14 protein-coding genes are annotated in these 16,781 nt (G+C 66.5%); 8 read left to right on the top strand and 6 right to left on the bottom strand.

The window, feature by feature from the left end:
• Positions 1-3: 3 nt before the first annotated feature.
• From LXN01_RS13810 to LXN01_RS13790, 5 genes are all read right to left on the bottom strand, one after another.
• Positions 4-765, bottom strand: coding sequence for an SDR family NAD(P)-dependent oxidoreductase (locus LXN01_RS13810; protein ID WP_236865991.1), 762 nt, complete (start codon positions 763-765; stop codon positions 4-6).
• 90 nt (positions 766-855) lie between these two features.
• The gene (locus tag LXN01_RS13805; protein ID WP_236865990.1) at positions 856-2,025 is read right to left on the bottom strand and encodes an acyl-CoA dehydrogenase family protein; all 1,170 of its coding nucleotides are present in this window, start codon (positions 2,023-2,025) and stop codon (positions 856-858) included.
• A gap of 135 nt (positions 2,026-2,160) precedes the next feature.
• Entirely contained in the window at positions 2,161-2,835 is a 675-nt protein-coding gene (locus tag LXN01_RS13800; RefSeq protein WP_236865989.1) for a TetR/AcrR family transcriptional regulator, read from the bottom strand.
• 253 nt (positions 2,836-3,088) lie between these two features.
• On the bottom strand, positions 3,089-5,260 hold the full coding sequence (locus LXN01_RS13795; RefSeq protein ID WP_236865988.1) for a TRAP transporter permease: 2,172 nt from the start codon (positions 5,258-5,260) through the stop codon (positions 3,089-3,091).
• Between the two features lie 67 nt (positions 5,261-5,327).
• Positions 5,328-6,461 (bottom strand): TAXI family TRAP transporter solute-binding subunit, encoded by a 1,134-nt coding sequence (locus LXN01_RS13790; protein WP_272902503.1) that lies wholly within the window; start codon positions 6,459-6,461, stop codon positions 5,328-5,330.
• Positions 6,462-6,949: 488 nt separating this feature from the next.
• Between LXN01_RS13790 and LXN01_RS13785 the strand changes: the two genes are divergently transcribed.
• Together LXN01_RS13785 and LXN01_RS13780 are read left to right on the top strand one after the other, a co-directional pair.
• Positions 6,950-8,116: a thiolase family protein gene (locus tag LXN01_RS13785; protein ID WP_236865987.1), complete on the top strand. Its 1,167-nt coding sequence runs from the start codon at positions 6,950-6,952 to the stop codon at positions 8,114-8,116.
• An 88-nt stretch (positions 8,117-8,204) separates the two neighbouring features.
• Positions 8,205-9,380 carry a TAXI family TRAP transporter solute-binding subunit gene (locus LXN01_RS13780; RefSeq protein WP_236865986.1) on the top strand — a complete coding sequence of 392 codons (1,176 nt, stop codon included), beginning with the start codon at positions 8,205-8,207 and terminating at the stop codon, positions 9,378-9,380.
• 112 nt (positions 9,381-9,492) lie between these two features.
• Here the strand turns inward: LXN01_RS13780 and LXN01_RS13775 are convergent, their stop codons facing one another.
• Positions 9,493-10,674: a CaiB/BaiF CoA transferase family protein gene (locus LXN01_RS13775; protein WP_236865985.1), complete on the bottom strand. Its 1,182-nt coding sequence runs from the start codon at positions 10,672-10,674 to the stop codon at positions 9,493-9,495.
• A 174-nt stretch (positions 10,675-10,848) separates the two neighbouring features.
• On the opposite strand from LXN01_RS13775, the gene LXN01_RS13770 reads away from it, so the two are divergent.
• From LXN01_RS13770 to LXN01_RS13745, 6 genes are all read left to right on the top strand, one after another.
• Positions 10,849-11,880 carry a phosphotransferase family protein gene (locus tag LXN01_RS13770; protein ID WP_236865984.1) on the top strand — a complete coding sequence of 344 codons (1,032 nt, stop codon included), beginning with the start codon at positions 10,849-10,851 and terminating at the stop codon, positions 11,878-11,880.
• Position 11,881: 1 nt separating this feature from the next.
• Entirely contained in the window at positions 11,882-13,153 is a 1,272-nt protein-coding gene (locus LXN01_RS13765) for an acyl-CoA dehydrogenase family protein (RefSeq protein ID WP_236865983.1), read from the top strand.
• Positions 13,153-14,187, top strand: coding sequence for a phosphotransferase family protein (locus LXN01_RS13760; RefSeq protein WP_236865982.1), 1,035 nt, complete (start codon positions 13,153-13,155; stop codon positions 14,185-14,187). The genes LXN01_RS13765 and LXN01_RS13760 overlap by 1 nt, the downstream gene beginning before the upstream one ends.
• Positions 14,188-14,215: 28 nt before the next feature.
• Positions 14,216-14,974: an SDR family NAD(P)-dependent oxidoreductase gene (locus tag LXN01_RS13755; RefSeq protein WP_236865981.1), complete on the top strand. Its 759-nt coding sequence runs from the start codon at positions 14,216-14,218 to the stop codon at positions 14,972-14,974.
• On the top strand, positions 14,971-15,663 hold the full coding sequence (locus tag LXN01_RS13750; RefSeq protein WP_236865980.1) for a histidine phosphatase family protein: 693 nt from the start codon (positions 14,971-14,973) through the stop codon (positions 15,661-15,663). Before LXN01_RS13755 ends, LXN01_RS13750 begins: the two co-directional genes overlap by 4 nt.
• A 470-nt stretch (positions 15,664-16,133) precedes the next feature.
• Positions 16,134-16,781, top strand: a 648-nt coding sequence (locus LXN01_RS13745) for a hypothetical protein (RefSeq protein ID WP_236865979.1), incomplete at its 3' end; no start/stop codon positions are given.

Here is a 16,781-nt window from a genome sequence, read left to right as displayed (position 1 = left end):
GGGTCAGCGCGGAGCCATCCGGATTGCGCCGTCCATCCGGATGGTCTCACCGTTGATCATCGCATTCTCGATGATCGACAGCGCCAGGTGGGCGTACTCGTCGGGGCGGGCCAGGCGCGAGGGGTGCGGCACCATCGCGGCCAGCGAGTCGCGGACCTCCTGCGACGCCTTGGCCAGCAGCGGGGTGTCCACCGTGCCCGGCGCGATGGTGACGACGCGGATCTTCTTGGAGGCGTAGTCGCGTGCTGCGCAGAGGGTGAGGCCGACGACTCCGCCCTTGGACGCCGAGTAGGCGGCCTGACCGATCTGGCCCTCGAAGGCCGCGGCCGAGGCGGTGAAGATGACGACGCCGCGCTCCCCGTCGATCTCCTCGTTCTTGGCCATCCGCACGCCGGCCTGGCTGGCCACGATCATCGTGCCGATGAGGTTGACGTTGATGATCTTCTTGAAGTGGTTGAGGTCCCCGGCCGTGCCGTCCTTCTGGACCAGGCGCATCGGACCGCCGATGCCGGCGCAGTGGACGACGGCGCGCAGGTCGCCGAGCTCGGTGGCGGCGTCCATCGCCGCCGAGACCTGATCCTCATCGGTGACGTCGGTTGTGACGAAGCGGACGTTGTCGCCGAGCTCGGCTGCGACGTCGTCGGCCGGCGGGTTGACGTCGGCGATGACGACCTTGGCTCCCTCGCCCACCAGCCGCTGCACCGTGGCCAGGCCCAGGCCCGAGGCGCCACCGGTGACGAGTGCTGCGTGTCCGGAAATCTGCATAGGGTTTCTCCTTCGTGTGCGTTCCGGACCGTCGTGGTCCGGGCCGAAGCCGCCCGGACTGCTGACCGGGCGGCGGAAATCAGTGGGGGATCAGCCGCGCCGCTCGGACAGGCCCATGTCCTTGGCGATGATGGTCTTCATCACCTCGGATGTGCCGCCGTAGATGCGGGTGACACGGGCGTCGGCGTAGAGACGGGCGATCGGGTATTCGAGGATGTAGCCGTAGCCGCCGTGGATCTGCAGGCACTTGTCGACCACGCGCGCCTGCACCTCGGTGGTGAACAGCTTGACCCGGGCCGCGTCGGCCGGGGTGAGCTCGTTCGCGTCGAGGGCCTCGATGGCGCGGTCGAGCATGACCTGAGCCGCCTCGACCTCGGTCGAGCACTCGGCGAGCACGAACTTGGTGTTCTGGAAGCTCTTGAGCGGGTTGCCGAAGACCTTGCGCTCGTGCGCGTACTGGGTGGCGAAGTTGATCGCGGCCTGGGAGCTGGCCACCGCGTTGACGGCGATCGTCATCCGCTCCTGGGCGAGGTTGTGGGAGAGGTACTCGAAGGCCTTGCCCTCTTCGCCCAGCAGGTCCTCAAAGGGCACCTTGACGCTGTTGAACGCCAGTTCGGCGGTGTCCTGCGTCTTGATGCCGATCTTGTCGAGGTTGCGGCCCTTCTCGAAGCCCTCGGCATGGGCATCGACGACGAGGATCGACAGGCCGCCTCGGCGGTTGTTCTCGTCGTAGGGGGAGGTGCGGGCGACGACGAGCACCCGGTCGGCATTGATTCCTCCGGAGATGAAGGTTTTGGCCCCGTTGAGCAGGTAGTAGCCGTCCTTCTTCTCCGCCTTGGTGCGGATGCCGGTGAGGTCCGAGCCGGTGCCCGGTTCGGTCATGGCGATCGCCGTCATCGTGGTGCCGGCGGCCATCCCGGGCAGCCAGCGCTGCTTCTGCTCCTCGTTCGCGTACTCGAGGATGTAGGGGATCACCAGATCCTGGTGCACTCGCAGAGTGCCGAGGGTGGTTGCCGCGTAGGCGGTCTCCTCGTTGAGGATGGTGTTGAACTTGAAGGTGTGGGTCTGCCCGCCGCCGCCGTACTCCTCCGGCACCTGCAGACCGGTCAGGCCCAGCTCGCCCATCTTGGCGAAGAACTCCTTGGCGACCTTGCCGTCCTTCTCGAACTGGTCGTAGGCCGGGACGAGCTCCTTGGTGACGAAGTCGCGGCACATCGCCCGGAAGGCGTCGTGCTCCTCGGTGAAAATTGCTCTGCGCATGAGTCCTCTTCCGGTCCGGAGGGGTTCGACCACGCAAAGAGCGCGATCGAACAATCGTTAAGTTAGGGCAAGGCTAGCGGTCGCCGTTCGAACCGGCAAGGCGATTGTCTGGGCGGCGCCGCCCGTTCTTGGCCATCAACCGTTCACGGCGGCCGTCTCGCTCTCGATGAATGTCGCCGTGCCGTCCTCGTTGAGGGGCAGGTTCAGCAGCCGGTCGAACTCCCCGGCGAGCTCCTGGTAGCCCAGCAGGCGCAGGCAGTAGGCGGTGTAGGAGCGCTCAAGCGCAGGGATGTCGAGCGGCCCGCCCTCCCGATACCACAGGGGAATCGAGTTCAGGATCGACAGGATCGCACGTCCTGCGAGATCCGGGTTCTCGATCCGGAATACTCCGGTCTCCATGCCCTTGGCCAGGACATCGGTGAGGATCGCCCGCGAGACGCGCTGGAGCTCTCGGATCTTCTCGTACTTCTCCGGGTCCAGGCGTTCGGTGTCGCGCAGCGTCACGCGACTGATCAGACCGTTCTGCGCCCGGTAGCGCACGACGAAGCGGATCAGGCTCGCGACTCTGTCGACTTCGCTGTCGCCGGCGTCCTCGATCACTCCGTTGGCGTGCTCGATGTACCACTCGAAGGCCTTGGTGATCAGCTCGTAGAGCGCGTCCTGCTTGGACGGGAAGTAGTAGTAGAGAGCGGAAAGGCTCAGTCCGGCCTCCTGCGCGATGTCGCGGATCGAGGCGCCGTCATACCCTTTGCGGGCGAAGGTGTTGCGGGCGGCGCGCAGGATATCTGCCCGCCCGTTGGTGGCTCGCATGGTGTCTCTCCAGAAATGAGGGGTTCGGCAGCTCGGCTCCCGGGGGACATCCTTGTCCGGAAGGTATCCGATTCTACCTAACGATCAATCAATAAGTTATACCACGAGAGTACACCGGAAACGCGGTCGGAAGGTGAATGCGATGAGGGGCGCACATTCCGAACCTCTGCGGCTCGGACTGTGCGCCCCTCATCGGCGGTGCACGCCTGGTCGGGCCCCGTCACGACCGCCAGGGTCACCGGCCCCGATCGGATCAGACGTCGTCGTGCCGGTGACCCTGGCGGTCCGACGCTCCCGGGTGGACGTCGGCCCGGTCGTCGTCCGAAAGCACGGTCGCGTCGTTCGCGTCGAGATCGACGGCCAGCCCCCGGGTGGCGGTCGGGCCCATGACACCGTCGGACGCCTCGGGCGCGGCACCCACCATGGCCGGCTCGCGCTTGCCGTGCTCGGCCTCGGCGGCTGCCACAGCGGCGGCATCCTCGGCCTCGAGCTTGCGGATCCGCTCCCGCTCGATCGCTGCAGCCTCTTCGGGCCCGCCCGCGTTCCAGAATCGGGTGATGACCATGACGGCGATTCCCACGGCCAGACCGATGATGCTGGAGGTGAGCTCCGGTGCCAGGGTCGCCAGGCCTGCGGCGATCAGCACGATGCGCATCGGCCAGTTGAGCTTCCGGTTCGTGCCGATCATCCAGCCCTCGAACGCGCATCCGAGGAAGAACACGCCGATGATGGCGAACACCGCGGTGTAGGCGATCTCGACGATGCCCGAGTCCTGGGCCACCAGTGCCGGGTTGAGGACGAACGCGAACGGGATGATGTACTTCACCGATCCCAGGCGCATGGCTGTCAGCGACGTCGACATCGCCGGTGTGCCCGCGATATTGGCCGCGGCGAACGAGGCCAGCGCCACCGGCGGGGTGATGTAGGAGACGGTCGCCCAGTAGATCACGAACAGATGGGCGGCGATCGGGTTGATGCCCATCGCGGTCAGCGCCGGAGCGAGCACGACAGCCAGGAACACGTAGACGGCGGAGACGGTCATGCCCATGCCCAGCACGAACGAGGTCACGGCGCCGGCGATGAGGATGAGGAACAGGTTGTCGCCCACGAGGTTGATGAGCTCGCGCGCCAGCGACAGCGACACGCCGGTCATCGACAGGCCGCCGACGATCAGGCCGACGCCGGCGATGATGCCGATGATCTCAGCGATCGTCTTGCCCGAGGCGAACAGGAAGTCGATGAAGGACTTCGGGGTCAGACGGTGCTCCTTGGAGAACAGGGCGACGACGAGCAGGAATCCGATCACCCAGTAGGGTGCCTGCTCCTCGTTCCGCTGGACGACCAGCAGCAGGACGAGCCCGACGAGGGCCACGATGTACGGCCAGCCCTTGAGTGCGGTCTGGCCGGCCTTGGGGAGCAGGTCCTTGGAGATGCCCTTGAGTCCGGTCTTCGCCGAGTAGGCATCGATCTGCACGTAGATGCCGAGGTAGTACAGCAGGGCCGGAATGGCGGCCGCGAGCGCGATCTCACCATAGGGGACGCCCACGAAGGAGACCATGAGGAAGGCGGCCGCGCCCATGATGGGCGGGGTGATGGTGCCGCCGGTCGAGGCGGTCGCCTCGACACCGGCTGCGTAGCGGCCGGGGAATCCGGACTTCTTCATCGCGGGGATCGTCATCGGGCCGGTGGTGAGCACGTTCGACACGGCCGAACCCGACATCATGCCCATGAATCCGGAGGAGATGACCGAGACCTTCGCCGAGCCGCCGCGGAAGCGGCCGAACAGCGACTGTGCGAGGTCGTAGAAGAAGGTCGCGCCCCCGGTGTGCTGGAGCGCTACACCGAACATCAGGAAGCCGATGAGGATGGAGGCGGCGGTCTGCAGCGGCAGCCCGAGGATCGAGTCGACGCCCATCGCGTGAATACGGGCGGTGTCGTCGAGCTCGTAGGGGATTCCCTGCAGGAACGGCACCGGGACACCGAGCGCGAACATCGGGTAGATCGAGAACGCGAGCGCGATCCCCGTCACCACGAGGCCGGCGGAACGGCGCAGCGCCTCGAGGACGAGCGCCCACAGGACGAACGAGAAGATCAGGGTGATCGTGGGGTAGGTCAGGGACTTGTCCCAGCCGAAATTGACGATGTTCTCGCCGTTGACGCCGAAGTACAGGCAGACCACGAAGGTCAGTGCCGCCAGGATGACGTCGTAGAAGGGCATGGGCTTGCCCTTCTGCGACTTCACGATGGGGAATACGAGGAACACGATCGGCAGGAAGCATGCCAACGTGAGGTAGAGATAGGAGTTGGTCAGCAGGACGATCCCGCCGAGGTTCCAGAAGAAGGCCTGGTTCATCGCCAGCAGCACACCGAGCACGGTGAGCACGACGATGACCCCCTTCCACAGTGGGGTGATTCGAGAATTCATATCTGTTCCTGTCAATCAGCCGGACGGTGCACGGTCCGGAACGTCAGTCGTTCGAGTTGCGGTCCGGTCAGTCGACCGGCTCGATGTGCTGGTCCTTCCACGCGATCCACTGCTCGTGGATGTCCCCGTCGAGATCGGCCTGCTCATAGAACTTCGGCCATTCCTCGCGCATCCGCTCCCCGTAGGCGATCAGGGCCTGATTGCGCTCTTCGGCCTCGTCGGTCCAAGCGCCCATCTCTTCGAGGTACTGGACAGTGCCGTCGTGGAACGGCACCTCCACCGGCATCTTGACGATGTGCTCGATGTCCCAGTCCTCGGTGGTCGCGGTGGCGTCCTTGTACTGGGGGTAGTGCTCCTGCAGCGCCTTGGCCGTGTGGTAGACCTGCGAGTCGGCCACGGAATCGTAGGACATCAGGGGAATCGCGTAGATGTAGCCGTTGGCCTCCTCGCCCTCCTCCTGTCCGGCGGCTCCGGTGAAGGAGCCGATCTCGACGGCCGGGGCGACCTCCTGCAGCGCCGCCACGCGTTCGGTGTCCTCGGGGTCGAGCTCGAGCCACTGGGTGTCGACCGCGCTCTCGAGCTCGAACAGGGAGGAGCCGTAGACCTGCTGGAACAGGACATCGATCTGCCCGGCCTGCAGCGCGCCCGGCTGCTCGCTGTACGCGACGTTGACCGGGATGACGTCATCCCAGGTCAGCCCCGCGTAGGCGAGGACGGCGTCGAACTTGTTCTGCACCGATGGATTGGCGGTGATCACGGGGACCTTCTTGCCCTTGAGGTCCATCGGGGTCTCGATACCCGTGTTGGTCCGGGTCATGAGCGAGTGAGGGGCCGGCGGGGCCCACACCACGCGCACGTTCTGCGGACCCCAGTCGGGATGGGCGAAGTCATGCTCGCCGTTGAACGCGAACATGTACTCGTCGCCCGTGCGCGCCATCGTCGCCTGCTTGTTGCGCAGGGGACTCAGGCGGCCCACCGCTGTGTCCGAGGTGAGGATCCGGACTTGCGAGTCGGTCGCATTCGAGATCGTGTTCGACGCCGCGGCGAGGTCTGCATATGTCGCCGTGCCGGTGCCATAGGTGGTCCACGCATTGAACTCGGGGAAGGCGGAGACCTCCTCGTTGAGCTCCAGGGTGGCGCAGCCTGAAAGCAGCATCACGCCGGCAGAGAGTGAGGCAAGCAATCTGGTGAGCTTGGTCATCGGCGCTGATTCCTTCTGTCGTCTGTGGTCGGGGGATCCCGTCCGGCTGGTGCCGGTGGCGGGAACGGTTTGGCCAGATCAGAGTCGGCAGGCCTCCAGCGAGGTCGCCTACGGACGTTCGCCTTCGAAATCCTGGTCAGCAGCACCGGCCGTGCCGTGACAGAAGCCACTCCTGATGGCATTGCCTGAGAATTCTTGCACAGAGGACATCAAAATCCAAAAATCCTTTGAGGATTCGGCATCAATCGTGATCTTGGTTACGACCGTCCGCCGGAGGCGGAACGAAAGCGCTGGTCAGCGTGCCAGGGGCTCACTGCTCCTCGCCCTTGGGGAGGGGTCGGAGTGTGACGAGGGTGACGCCTCTTGCTACTGTGAATGGCAGTCACTTAACGATCGTTCGGGCCGGGCGATCGCAGGGACCGCCTGGAGGAACAGCGCATGCTGCTCATCGCGCGGCCCCGAACACCGCCGTTCGAAAGGGAAGACCGATGCCGGAAGCAGTCATTGTCGACGCAGCCCGCACTGCGACAGGAAAGCGCAACGGAGCGCTGAGGGACATCCATCCGGTGACCCTGGGGGGCCACGTTCTCAAGGGATTGGCGGAGCGGAACTCGCTCGATCCCCAGATCGTCGACGACGTGATCTTCGGCTGCGTCGTGCAGGCCGGCGAGCAGGCCTCCAATGTCGCCCGCTGGTCGGCGCTGGCCGCCGGCTGGCCCGAGACCACCCCGGGCACCACGGTCGACCGGGCCTGCGGATCCTCGCAGCAGGCGCTGACCTTCGCGATCGCCTCGGTGATGGCCGGTCACTACGACGTCGCCGTCGCCGGCGGAGTCGAGACCATGACCCGCGTGCCGATGGGCTCCAACCGCACCAACGGCCCCGGCAAGCCCTTCGGCCCGTCGATCTTCGAGCGCTACGGCCAGGAGGAGTTCAGCCAGGGCGTGGGCGCGGAGATGGTCGCCGAGCAGTGGGGCTTCGACCGCACGCAGATGGACCAGCTGGCGCTGGATTCCCACGCCCGGGCGCAGGCCGCCACCGAGCGCGGCGACTTCGCCGACCAGATCCTCCCGATCACCGGACTGACGAAGGAGGGCGAGGAGTTCGAGTTCAAGCAGGACCAGGGCATCCGCCCCGGCGGCACTCTGGAGACCCTGGGCGGACTCAAGACCGTCTTCAAGGATGACGGCGTGATCACCGCCGGCAACTCGTCGCAGATCTCCGACGGCGCGGCCGCGCTGCTCGTGATGACGGATGTGAAGGCCCGCGAGCTCGGGCTCAAGCCGATTGCCAAGGTCCACACGGCAGCCCTCGCCGGAGCGAACCCGATCATCATGCTCACCGCTCCGATCCCGGCCACCCAGAAGGCGCTGAAGAAGTCGGGGCTGAGCGCCTCCGACATCGGCGTGTTCGAGGTCAACGAGGCCTTCGCCTCGGTGCCGGCGGCGTGGATGAAGGAGATCGGCGTCGACTGGGACAAGGTCAACCCCAACGGCGGCGCGATCGCGCTCGGTCACCCGCTGGGCGCCTCGGGAGCGCGGATCATGACCGATCTCATCCACCACATGCGCCGCACCGGAACCCGGTACGGGCTGCAGACCATGTGCGAGGCCGGTGGCCAGGCCAACGCGACGATCCTCGAGCTCGTCGACTGACAATCCCCGAAGGCGGGGAGTCCGAGCGGACTCCCCGCCTTATCCATGCTCCGGCACCCGTGCCGGACGAATCCCTGAGGAGCTGACGATGAAGCCGATCCGACGCCGCGCAAGCGTGATCGTCGCCGGACTGACGGCGGGCGTGCTCACGCTTTCCGGGTGCGGTGAGATCACCGACACCGGCGAACCGGTCACGGAGAGCCCCGCCGGGCACCACGCCAGCGGTCTGCCGAAGACGACCGTGTGGACCGGGTACGGCGTCGGCACCTCCAACTACTCCGAGCAGGCTGCCGTCGCCGAGGCGCTGATCTCCGAATACGACACGCAGGTCCGGATCCTCGGTTCGGACACCGGCATCGGTCGACTGACCCCGCTGCGCACCGGTCAGGCGCAGACCGCGCGGCTGTCCGATGAGGCGTTCTACGCGTTCGAGGGCAAGCACGAGTTCGTGTCGGCGGACTGGGGTCCGCAGGACCTGCGGACGTTCTGGACCCCGCCGACGACGGTTGCGGTCGGCGTGGCGGCGAACTCCGGGATCGAGACGCTGCAGGATCTCAAGGGCAAGCGGGTGCCGTGGATGGCCGCGAACCCGTCCTCGCAGGAGAAGATCATGGGCATTCTCGCATACGCCGGCCTGACCCCGGAGGACGTCGTGAAAGTGCCGGTGGAGTACGGCGCGCAGCCGGACATGTTCGCCAACGGCGGGCTCGACATGGTCTACTTCGGAGCGCAGTCGTCGGCGATCATCGAGGTCGCCACCCAGATGGACTTCAGGTGGATCGACTTCGACGGTGACGAGGAGGCGGAGAAGCGGCTCCAGGAGTACGCGCCCTCGGTGGTCATCGAGGAGTTCGAATCCTCGATCGGCATGGAGGGGAAGGCCAAGCGCGGACCGACCTACGCGATCCAGATGACGACGTACGCCGATTTCAGCGCTGACGAGGTCTACGCGATGGCCAAGGCCTTCCACGAGTCCTTCCCGAGCTACCGGGACGCCACGGCGACCACCAAGGACTGGGAGTTCGAGGAGATCGAATGGATGCCGATGGTGCTGCCTCACCATGACGGCGTGGTCCGCTACCTCGAGGAGCAGGGGCTGTGGACGCCGGAGATGGAGGAGCGCAATCAGCTGCTCATCGAGCGCGGTGAGAAGCTGCGCGCGGGCTGGCCCGAGGTGCTGGCGAACACTCCCTCCGACGAGCTCGCCGAGACCTGGGAGCAGTGGAAGGACGACAACGCCCCGCATATTCCGCTTCAGCGGTGAGGCCTTGCTGCTGAGGCGCTGACCTCTCGTGCGAGGCGCAGTGCCCGAGGCGAGATCAGCCGGCTGACCGCAACGGTCAGCCGGCTGATGCATGCGTGCCGTGCTCGGGGCGCTAGCGCTTGGCCTCCGTCGCAACTTGCGCCAGCCAGGCGCGCACCGCCTCGGAGTCCTCGCCGAGCTCCGGCGGCTCCTTGCGGTATGTCGCCGGCGTGCCCGACATGCTCAGCGAGTTGCGGACGGTGGGCATCGACTCCGGGTCCTCGGTGTGCCACAGCGGATCGAGTCCGAGCTCCTGGGCGGAGACGAGGCCTTCGTCGACGCTCTGCACCGGCGAGCACGGGATTCCCGCGTCCCGCATCAGCTGGAACCATTCGTCCTTGCTCCTGGCCGACAGCGCCTGCTCCAGCAGCGGGCGGAGCTCATCGCGGTTGACGTTGCGCTTCTCGGGGTCGTCGAAGCGCTCGTCGGCGGCGAGCTCGGAGGTGCCGAGGACCTGGCAGAGGCGTGCGAACTGCCCGTTGTTGCCGGCGACCACGATGAGCTCGCCGTCTCCCGTGGGGAAGGCGTTGTAGGGGTAGATCGTCGGATGCTCGGCGCCGTTGCGCCGCGGCGCCTTCCCCGTCGTCGCACCCACCTGGTACTGGTTGGCCATCGTGAAGATCGCGTTGGCCATGAGGTTGTTCTCGATGAGCTGCCCCTCACCCGTGCGCTCCTTGTGACGCAGCGCCGAGGCGATGCCGACAGCGGTCATCATCCCGGTGGTGAGGTCGAAGATGGAGACGCCGGAGCGGACCGGCTCGCCGTCGGGTTCGCCATTCATGTCCATCAGACCTGCCATGCCCTGCACCAGCACGTCATAGCCGGGCAGTGCTCGGCCGGCGCCGGTCGTGCCGAAGCCGCTGATGTGGGCGTAGATGATCTCCGGGTTGAGCTCCTTGACGCCCTCGTAGCCGAGCCCGAACTTGTCGATCGAGCCGGGCTTGAAGTTGTGGACGAAGACATCGGCCCGGGCGGCGATCTCCTTGGCGACCATGAGGTCGTCCTGGTCGGTGAAGTCGAGGGTGATCGAGTGCTTGTTGCGGTTGACCGCCTGGTAGTAGCAGGCGCCGCCGCGGTAGGCCGGCGGCTTCCAGGCGCGGGTGTCGTCGCCGCCGGGGCTCTCGACCTTGATCACCGTCGCGCCGAGGTCGGCGAGGATCATCGTGCAGTAGGGTCCGGCCAGCACGCGCGAGAAGTCGGCGACGATGACGCCGGACAGCGGGCCGGGAGTGGATGTCGAGATATCGAGGGTCACGAAGATTCTTCCTTGAACGAGCGCGGTCAGGACATTCAACGATTGTTCCACAGCCGTTCCCGAGGCGGCCGCCGGGCCGGCGAGAGCCTGCCGGGCCTCGGCGGGCTTGACACTCGCGCCCGGTTTACCTACGGTTCAAAGGTATCGAACGATTGTTCAATCAGGAGGTCAAAGGTGACCGAGGTGTTGGCACCTGCCGGGATCGACCCGCAGAAGGTGGGCCGGTGGATCGAGAACCGCTTCGGAGTCTCCGAGGTGACGTACTCGGTGCTGTCGATCGGCAGATCGAATCTGACATTCACCGTCGAGGTCGACGGGCAGAAGCGCTGGGTGCTGCGGCGTCCGCCGCTGGGGCACAAGGGCGGCAGTGCGCACAATGTGGCGCGCGAGGGTCGGATCATGGCGGCGCTGGGGCCGACGGATGTGCCGGTGACGAACGTGCTCGAGATCGTCGATGATCCGGAGGTGATGGAAGTCCCCTTCGTGTTCATGGAGCACTGCCCGGGATTTCCGATCAATACGCCTGAGGACTGGGCGCGGATCCCGGAGGACCGGCGGCGTGGCACCGCGTTCGGGATGGTCGACACGCTGGCCGCGATCCACCGGGTGGACGTCGAGGCGGTCGGTCTGGGTGACCTGCGCCGGCCCGGCGGTCTGATCGAGCGGCAGCTGCGGCGCTGGCTGGGCCAGTTCGAGGACATCACCCAGCGGGACATCCCCGAGATCCGGGAAGTCCACGACGTGCTCAAGCGGGAGATGCCGGAGTTCAGCGATTCGGCGATCGGGATCGCGCACGGCGACTACAAGCCGAACAACATGATCTTCGCCCCCGACGGCACGATCAACGCGGTGGTCGACTGGGAGCTCACCGCGATCGGCGAGGTGCTCACCGACCTGGGTTACTTCATCGCGATGCTCACCACCCCGGACGAGCTGACGAGCATCTGGGTGCCCAGGCCGGCCGATGGGTTCCCGACCACCGAGGAGCTCATCGCCCGCTATGAGGATCGGTCCGGGATCCGGGCCGAGAACGTCGACTACTACGCCGCCTTCGCGATGTGGAAGCTCGCGTGCATCCGCGAAGGCGTGTACACCCGCCTGATCACCGGGCAGATGGGCGATCTGGATTTCGATCCCGAAACCGCCGGCGCCGGCGTGGAGAGCCTGGCGCGGCAGGCACTTGCGATTCTCAAGGAGGAGAACTGATATGAGCTGGAATTTTTCGACTGAGCCGGAGTTCGAGAAGAAGCTGGAGTGGATGCGGAGGTTCGTCCGCGAGGAGATCATCCCACTTGAGGTCGCCGACCTTCCGGAGGCGGCATTCAAGCAGCACACGGACAAGCTCAAGCAGCAGGTCAAGGACCAGGGACTGTGGGCGGCGCACCTGGAGCCGGAGCTGGGCGGCGGCGGGTTCGGCCAGCTCAAGCTGGGGCTGATGCACGAGATCCTCGGCCAGTCGGTGTTCGCACCCCCGATCTTCGGCAACAACGCCCCGGACTCGGGCAATGCGGAGCTGCTGGCGATCGGCGGCGACGAGTGGCAGAAGGAGCGGTGGATGAAGCCGCTGCTGAACGGGGAGATCCGGTCGTGCTTCTCGATGACCGAGCCCGGTGCCGGCGCGGATCCGACGCAGCTGTCCACCCGTGCGGTGCGCGAGGGTGATGAGTACGTCATCAACGGCCACAAGTGGTTCTCCTCCAACGGCTCGCATGCCGACTTCTTCATCGTCATGGTCGTCACCGACCCGGACGCCGAGCCCCACCGCCGGGCGTCGATGATCCTGGTCGACCGCGACACCCCCGGCGTGAACATCCTGCGTGACATCCCGGTGATGGGTCATTCGGCGGCTGCCGGTGACAAGGGACATGCGGAGATCCTGTACGAGGACGTCCGGGTGCCGGTCTCCCACCTGGTCGGCGAGGAGGGCGACGGGTTCATGCTGGCCCAGCAGCGCCTCGGGCCCGGCCGGATCCACCACGCGATGCGCTGGCTGGGGCAGGGGCAGCGGGCCTTCGACATCATGTGCGAACGGGTGGTGTCGCGGAAGGTGTCCGGCGGGCTGCTCAAGGACAAGCAGATGATCCAGGACATGGTCGCCACCTCGAAGGCGGAGCTGGAGGCGGCGCGGCTGCTGACGCTGCAGGCGGCGTGGAAGATGGATCAGGGCGGGACCAAGGCTGCGCTGACCGATATCGCGATCATCAAGTTCTGGGGCGCGCAGGTGCTCTACAACGTCATCGACCGCGCGATCCAGGTGCACGGCTCGCTGGGCATCACCGGGGATCTGCCGCTGGAGGAGATGTACCGCAACGCCCGTGCCGCCCGCATCTACGACGGCCCGGACGAGGTGCACAAGGTCACCGTGTCCCGCCGGGTGCTGCGGGATTACGAGCCCACCGAGGTGCCCTCGGAGCACATCCCGACCCGCGCCGAGGAGGCGAAGAAGAAGTTCGCCGAGTACCTCGAGGCGGTCTCCTGATGAGTGCGGCCAACGAGGCGGCGGTCGCGGCCGAGCATGCCCGGCAGGCCGGCATCGACTTTGCGCGGCTGGAGGAGTGGCTGCGGGAGCGGCTGGGTGAGGGGCAGCTGGCGGACCCGGACTTCCTGACCGGGGGCACGCAGAATGTGCTGCTGGGGTTCACCTGGAACGATGACCGGCTGATCTATCGCGGTCCGCCGGTGAACAAGCGGAAGAACTCTGACACGATCATGCTGCGCGAGGCTCGCGTCCTGGAGGCGCTGGCCGGCAGCCGGGTGCCGCACCCGGAGTTCATCGCCGTGTGCGAGGACCTGGACGTGCTGGGCAACGCGTTCTTCATCATGCGCGCCGTCGACGGGTTCAACGGCGTCTCCGAGGTGCCCGAGCATGTCCGCAACGACACCGACTGGCAGCACGCGATGGGCCTGTCCCATGCGCGTGCCGTCGCCGAACTGGGCAATGTCGACTACGCGGCGGTCGGGCTGACCGGGTTCGGGAAGCCGGACGGCTGGCTGGCTCGCCAGCCTGGCCGCTGGGTCGGGCAGCTGGAGAGCTACCGGGAGTTCGACACCTGGGAAGGGTTGGACCATCCCGGGGTCGAGGCGATCCCGGCCTGGCTGAACGAGTGGACGCCGGCCGAGCAGAACACCGGGATCATCCACGGTGACTGCCATGCCGGCAATGTGATGTTCAAGCACGAGGCGCCGGAGGTCGCGGCGATCGTGGACTGGGAGCTGTGCACGCTGGGCGATCCGCTGCTGGACCTGGGCCACCTGCTGGCGTCGGCGCACGGTCTGCAGCCGCCCGGCGCGCCGGGCAAGTCCGAGATCGTGGCCGCCTACGGGGAGGTCAGCCGCTGGGACGTCGACGATGTCGACTTCTACCACGTGCTGGCCTGCTTCCGGTTCGGGTCGATCCTGGAGGGCTCGACCGCCCGCGCCTCGGCGGGGCTGGCCCCGGAGTCCGTGGGCAGGCGTCTGCACGAGCGGACCCTGTCCCTGTTCGATCAGGCCATGGAGATCATCGAGTCATGAAGACAGAGACAACGGTAGGGGCAGAGTCATGAGCGACTGGGCATTCGATTTCACCGACCGGAAGGTCGTCATCACCGGCGGCTCGCGGGGGCTGGGCTTCGAGATGGCGTGTGCCTTCTCGACGCTGGGTGCTCACGTGGCGATCGCCTCGCGGAAGCTGGAGGCCTGCCAGGACGCCGCTGAGAGGATTACCGCGCAGACCGGCGGAAAGGTCAGTCCGTACGCGCTGCAGGTGGCGGACTGGGACCAGTGCACCGAGTTCGCGGAGACGGTGTGGGAGGAACTGGGCGGCGTGGACGTGCTCGTCAACAACGCCGGCTCCTCGCCGCTGTACGACTCCATCAGCGGGATCAGCGAGGCGCTCTACGACAAGGTGATCGGGCTCAACCTCAAGGGCCCGTTCCGGCTGTCGGCGCTGCTGGGCGAGAAGATGACCGGAAACGGCGGGGGAGCGATCGTCAACATCTCCTCGATCGCCTCGCTGCATCCGAAGCCCAATGTCGTGCCCTACGCGGCGGCCAAAGCCGGCCTGAACGCCACGACGATGGCGCTCGCTCACGCCTACGGTCCGGATGTGCGCGTCAACACGGTGGTGCCCGGCACCTTCCTCACCGACGTGTCCAAGCACTGGGACCAGGAGGCATTCCAGGAGCGGGCTCAGGAATTCGCCGCCAAGCGCGGCGGCCAGCCCGAGGAGATCGTCGGTGCGGTGCTCTACCTGTCCTCGTCAATGGCGTCCTACACCACTGGTGCAATGCTCACCGTCGACGGGGGTGCGCCGAATTGAGCAACTTCCTGGGGCGCGCTCTGGGTGCGGCACTGCTCACGCGTGCCACTGATGGTGCAGAGGTCTATCTGGTCCGGCACGGCCAGCAGGTGCGGGCCGGGCAGGATTCCCCGGAGTCGATGGCCTACGACGCCCACCTGTCGGAGATCGGTTGGAAGCAGGCCGAGGCGGTGAGTCGGGCGCTGGCCGGTGTCGGTATCGATGCGGTCTACTCCTCGGACCTGGCTCGCGCCAACGACACCGGCAAGGCGATCGCGGCGCACTACGGCCACGAGGTGATCGTGGACGCTCGGATTCGGGAAGTCGGGATCTTCCGCGATGTCCCCGGCGAGCAGAGCTTCGAACAGGCGGTGGGCACCGAGCGGGCCCTCGAGGCGAGCAGGCGGATGGTCGAGACGCTGACCTGGGATTCCATCCCCCTGGGGGAGGGCTCGGCTGAGTTCCGCACGCGAGTCCACAGTGCGATCTGGGAGATCTCCAGCCGGCACTCCGGTCAGAAGGTGGCGATTGCCTGCCACGGTGGCGTGATCAACGCGTTTCTGGCTGAGGAGTACGGCCTGGAGCGCGACTTCCTCTTCCGCCCGGCTCATGCGGGAATCACCCGCGTGCGGTTCGGCGAGGACCGCGCTGTCATGCTCACCGGCAACGAGATCACGCACCTCGAAGAAGAGGATCTGCTGACGTTCTGACGGTGCGGGAGCTGCGGCTGATGAGCTGGGCGTGCGAGAGCTCCGGCTGGCAAGCGAGCAGTGTTGCTGAGCAGCAGGAGCCCCAAGCGCCAGGCCGTTACGGTTGGCGAAGCATTGCAGTGGTACATGCAAAGGTCGGACTTGAAGGTCCGGCACCTGCACAGGGTCGGACCTGAGGGTCCGACCCTGTGCTGTTGTTGTGCGTCGTGACTACTCCTGCAGTGTCGAGTAGGTCCGCGCACCCGCTCTCGCCGTAGTGAGGTCTCCGGTCTCGCGGTGGACTGCACCTGGTCAAACTTCGAATAATGTTATCGAACGTTAACATTTTACTGATCGATTTAGTCTTGTTTCGGGTGGTTCGTGTCCGTGGCTCCTCGTAGGGTGGGTCCAACAGGTCAGGGAATTCCGGTTCCCGCCGGGCCTGAGGGGTCGGGACCACTGCGATGAGGCAGGAACGGGGGTGAACGCAGGTGACGGGCACGGACGAGCGGACCCGCCGCCATGGGAGGTCGGAGAACGGGCCGGCCGTGACCGCGTTGGCCGCGTTCTTGCCGGAGCATGATGTGGTGGCGGTGCAGCGGCTGCGGTTCCTGGCCGAGGCGGTGATCGAGGAATGCTTCGCCCGCCACTTCGAAGAACTCACCCCACCCAAAGATGAGGCGCTCTCCGACTGGGTGGCCGACCGGCTCGATGGCACTCACGTCACCGTGCTCGCAGCCGTCCTCGACACCACTATCGTCAAGGCCTACGGGCACGCCCGGGTGGCGACCGTCGCCTGCTTCGGCCTGCCGAAGCTCTTCGCGCTGGCGCTGAAGGGCGAGGTCACGTATGTCCGGTTGGAGTACGCGGCCCGGCGGGCACTCGATCTTTCCGCCAAGCAGCTCAAGGAGCTCGACGACGTCCTGGTGAAGCTGCGGGCGGGGATGCAGTGGCAGGGATTCTGCCGCAAGGTCAACGACACCCTCCGCCTCCTCGACCCACCGGTGGCTCGGGAAGCCGACACCCACAAGCGGCGGCGGGTGGAGATGTGGGCCACCGACGACTGCGAAGGCCGACTCCTGCTCACCGGACCGCTCATGCCGCTCAAGGCGCTGCACGCCCGGCTGGAGGCCACCGCC

The sequence above is a fragment of the Brevibacterium daeguense genome (genome assembly GCF_021729135.1).
In the GTDB taxonomy this organism is placed as follows: domain Bacteria; phylum Actinomycetota; class Actinomycetes; order Actinomycetales; family Brevibacteriaceae; genus Brevibacterium; species Brevibacterium daeguense.
Note: the sequence above shows the minus strand (reverse complement) of the source record. Positions and strands in the feature narration are given on the sequence as shown.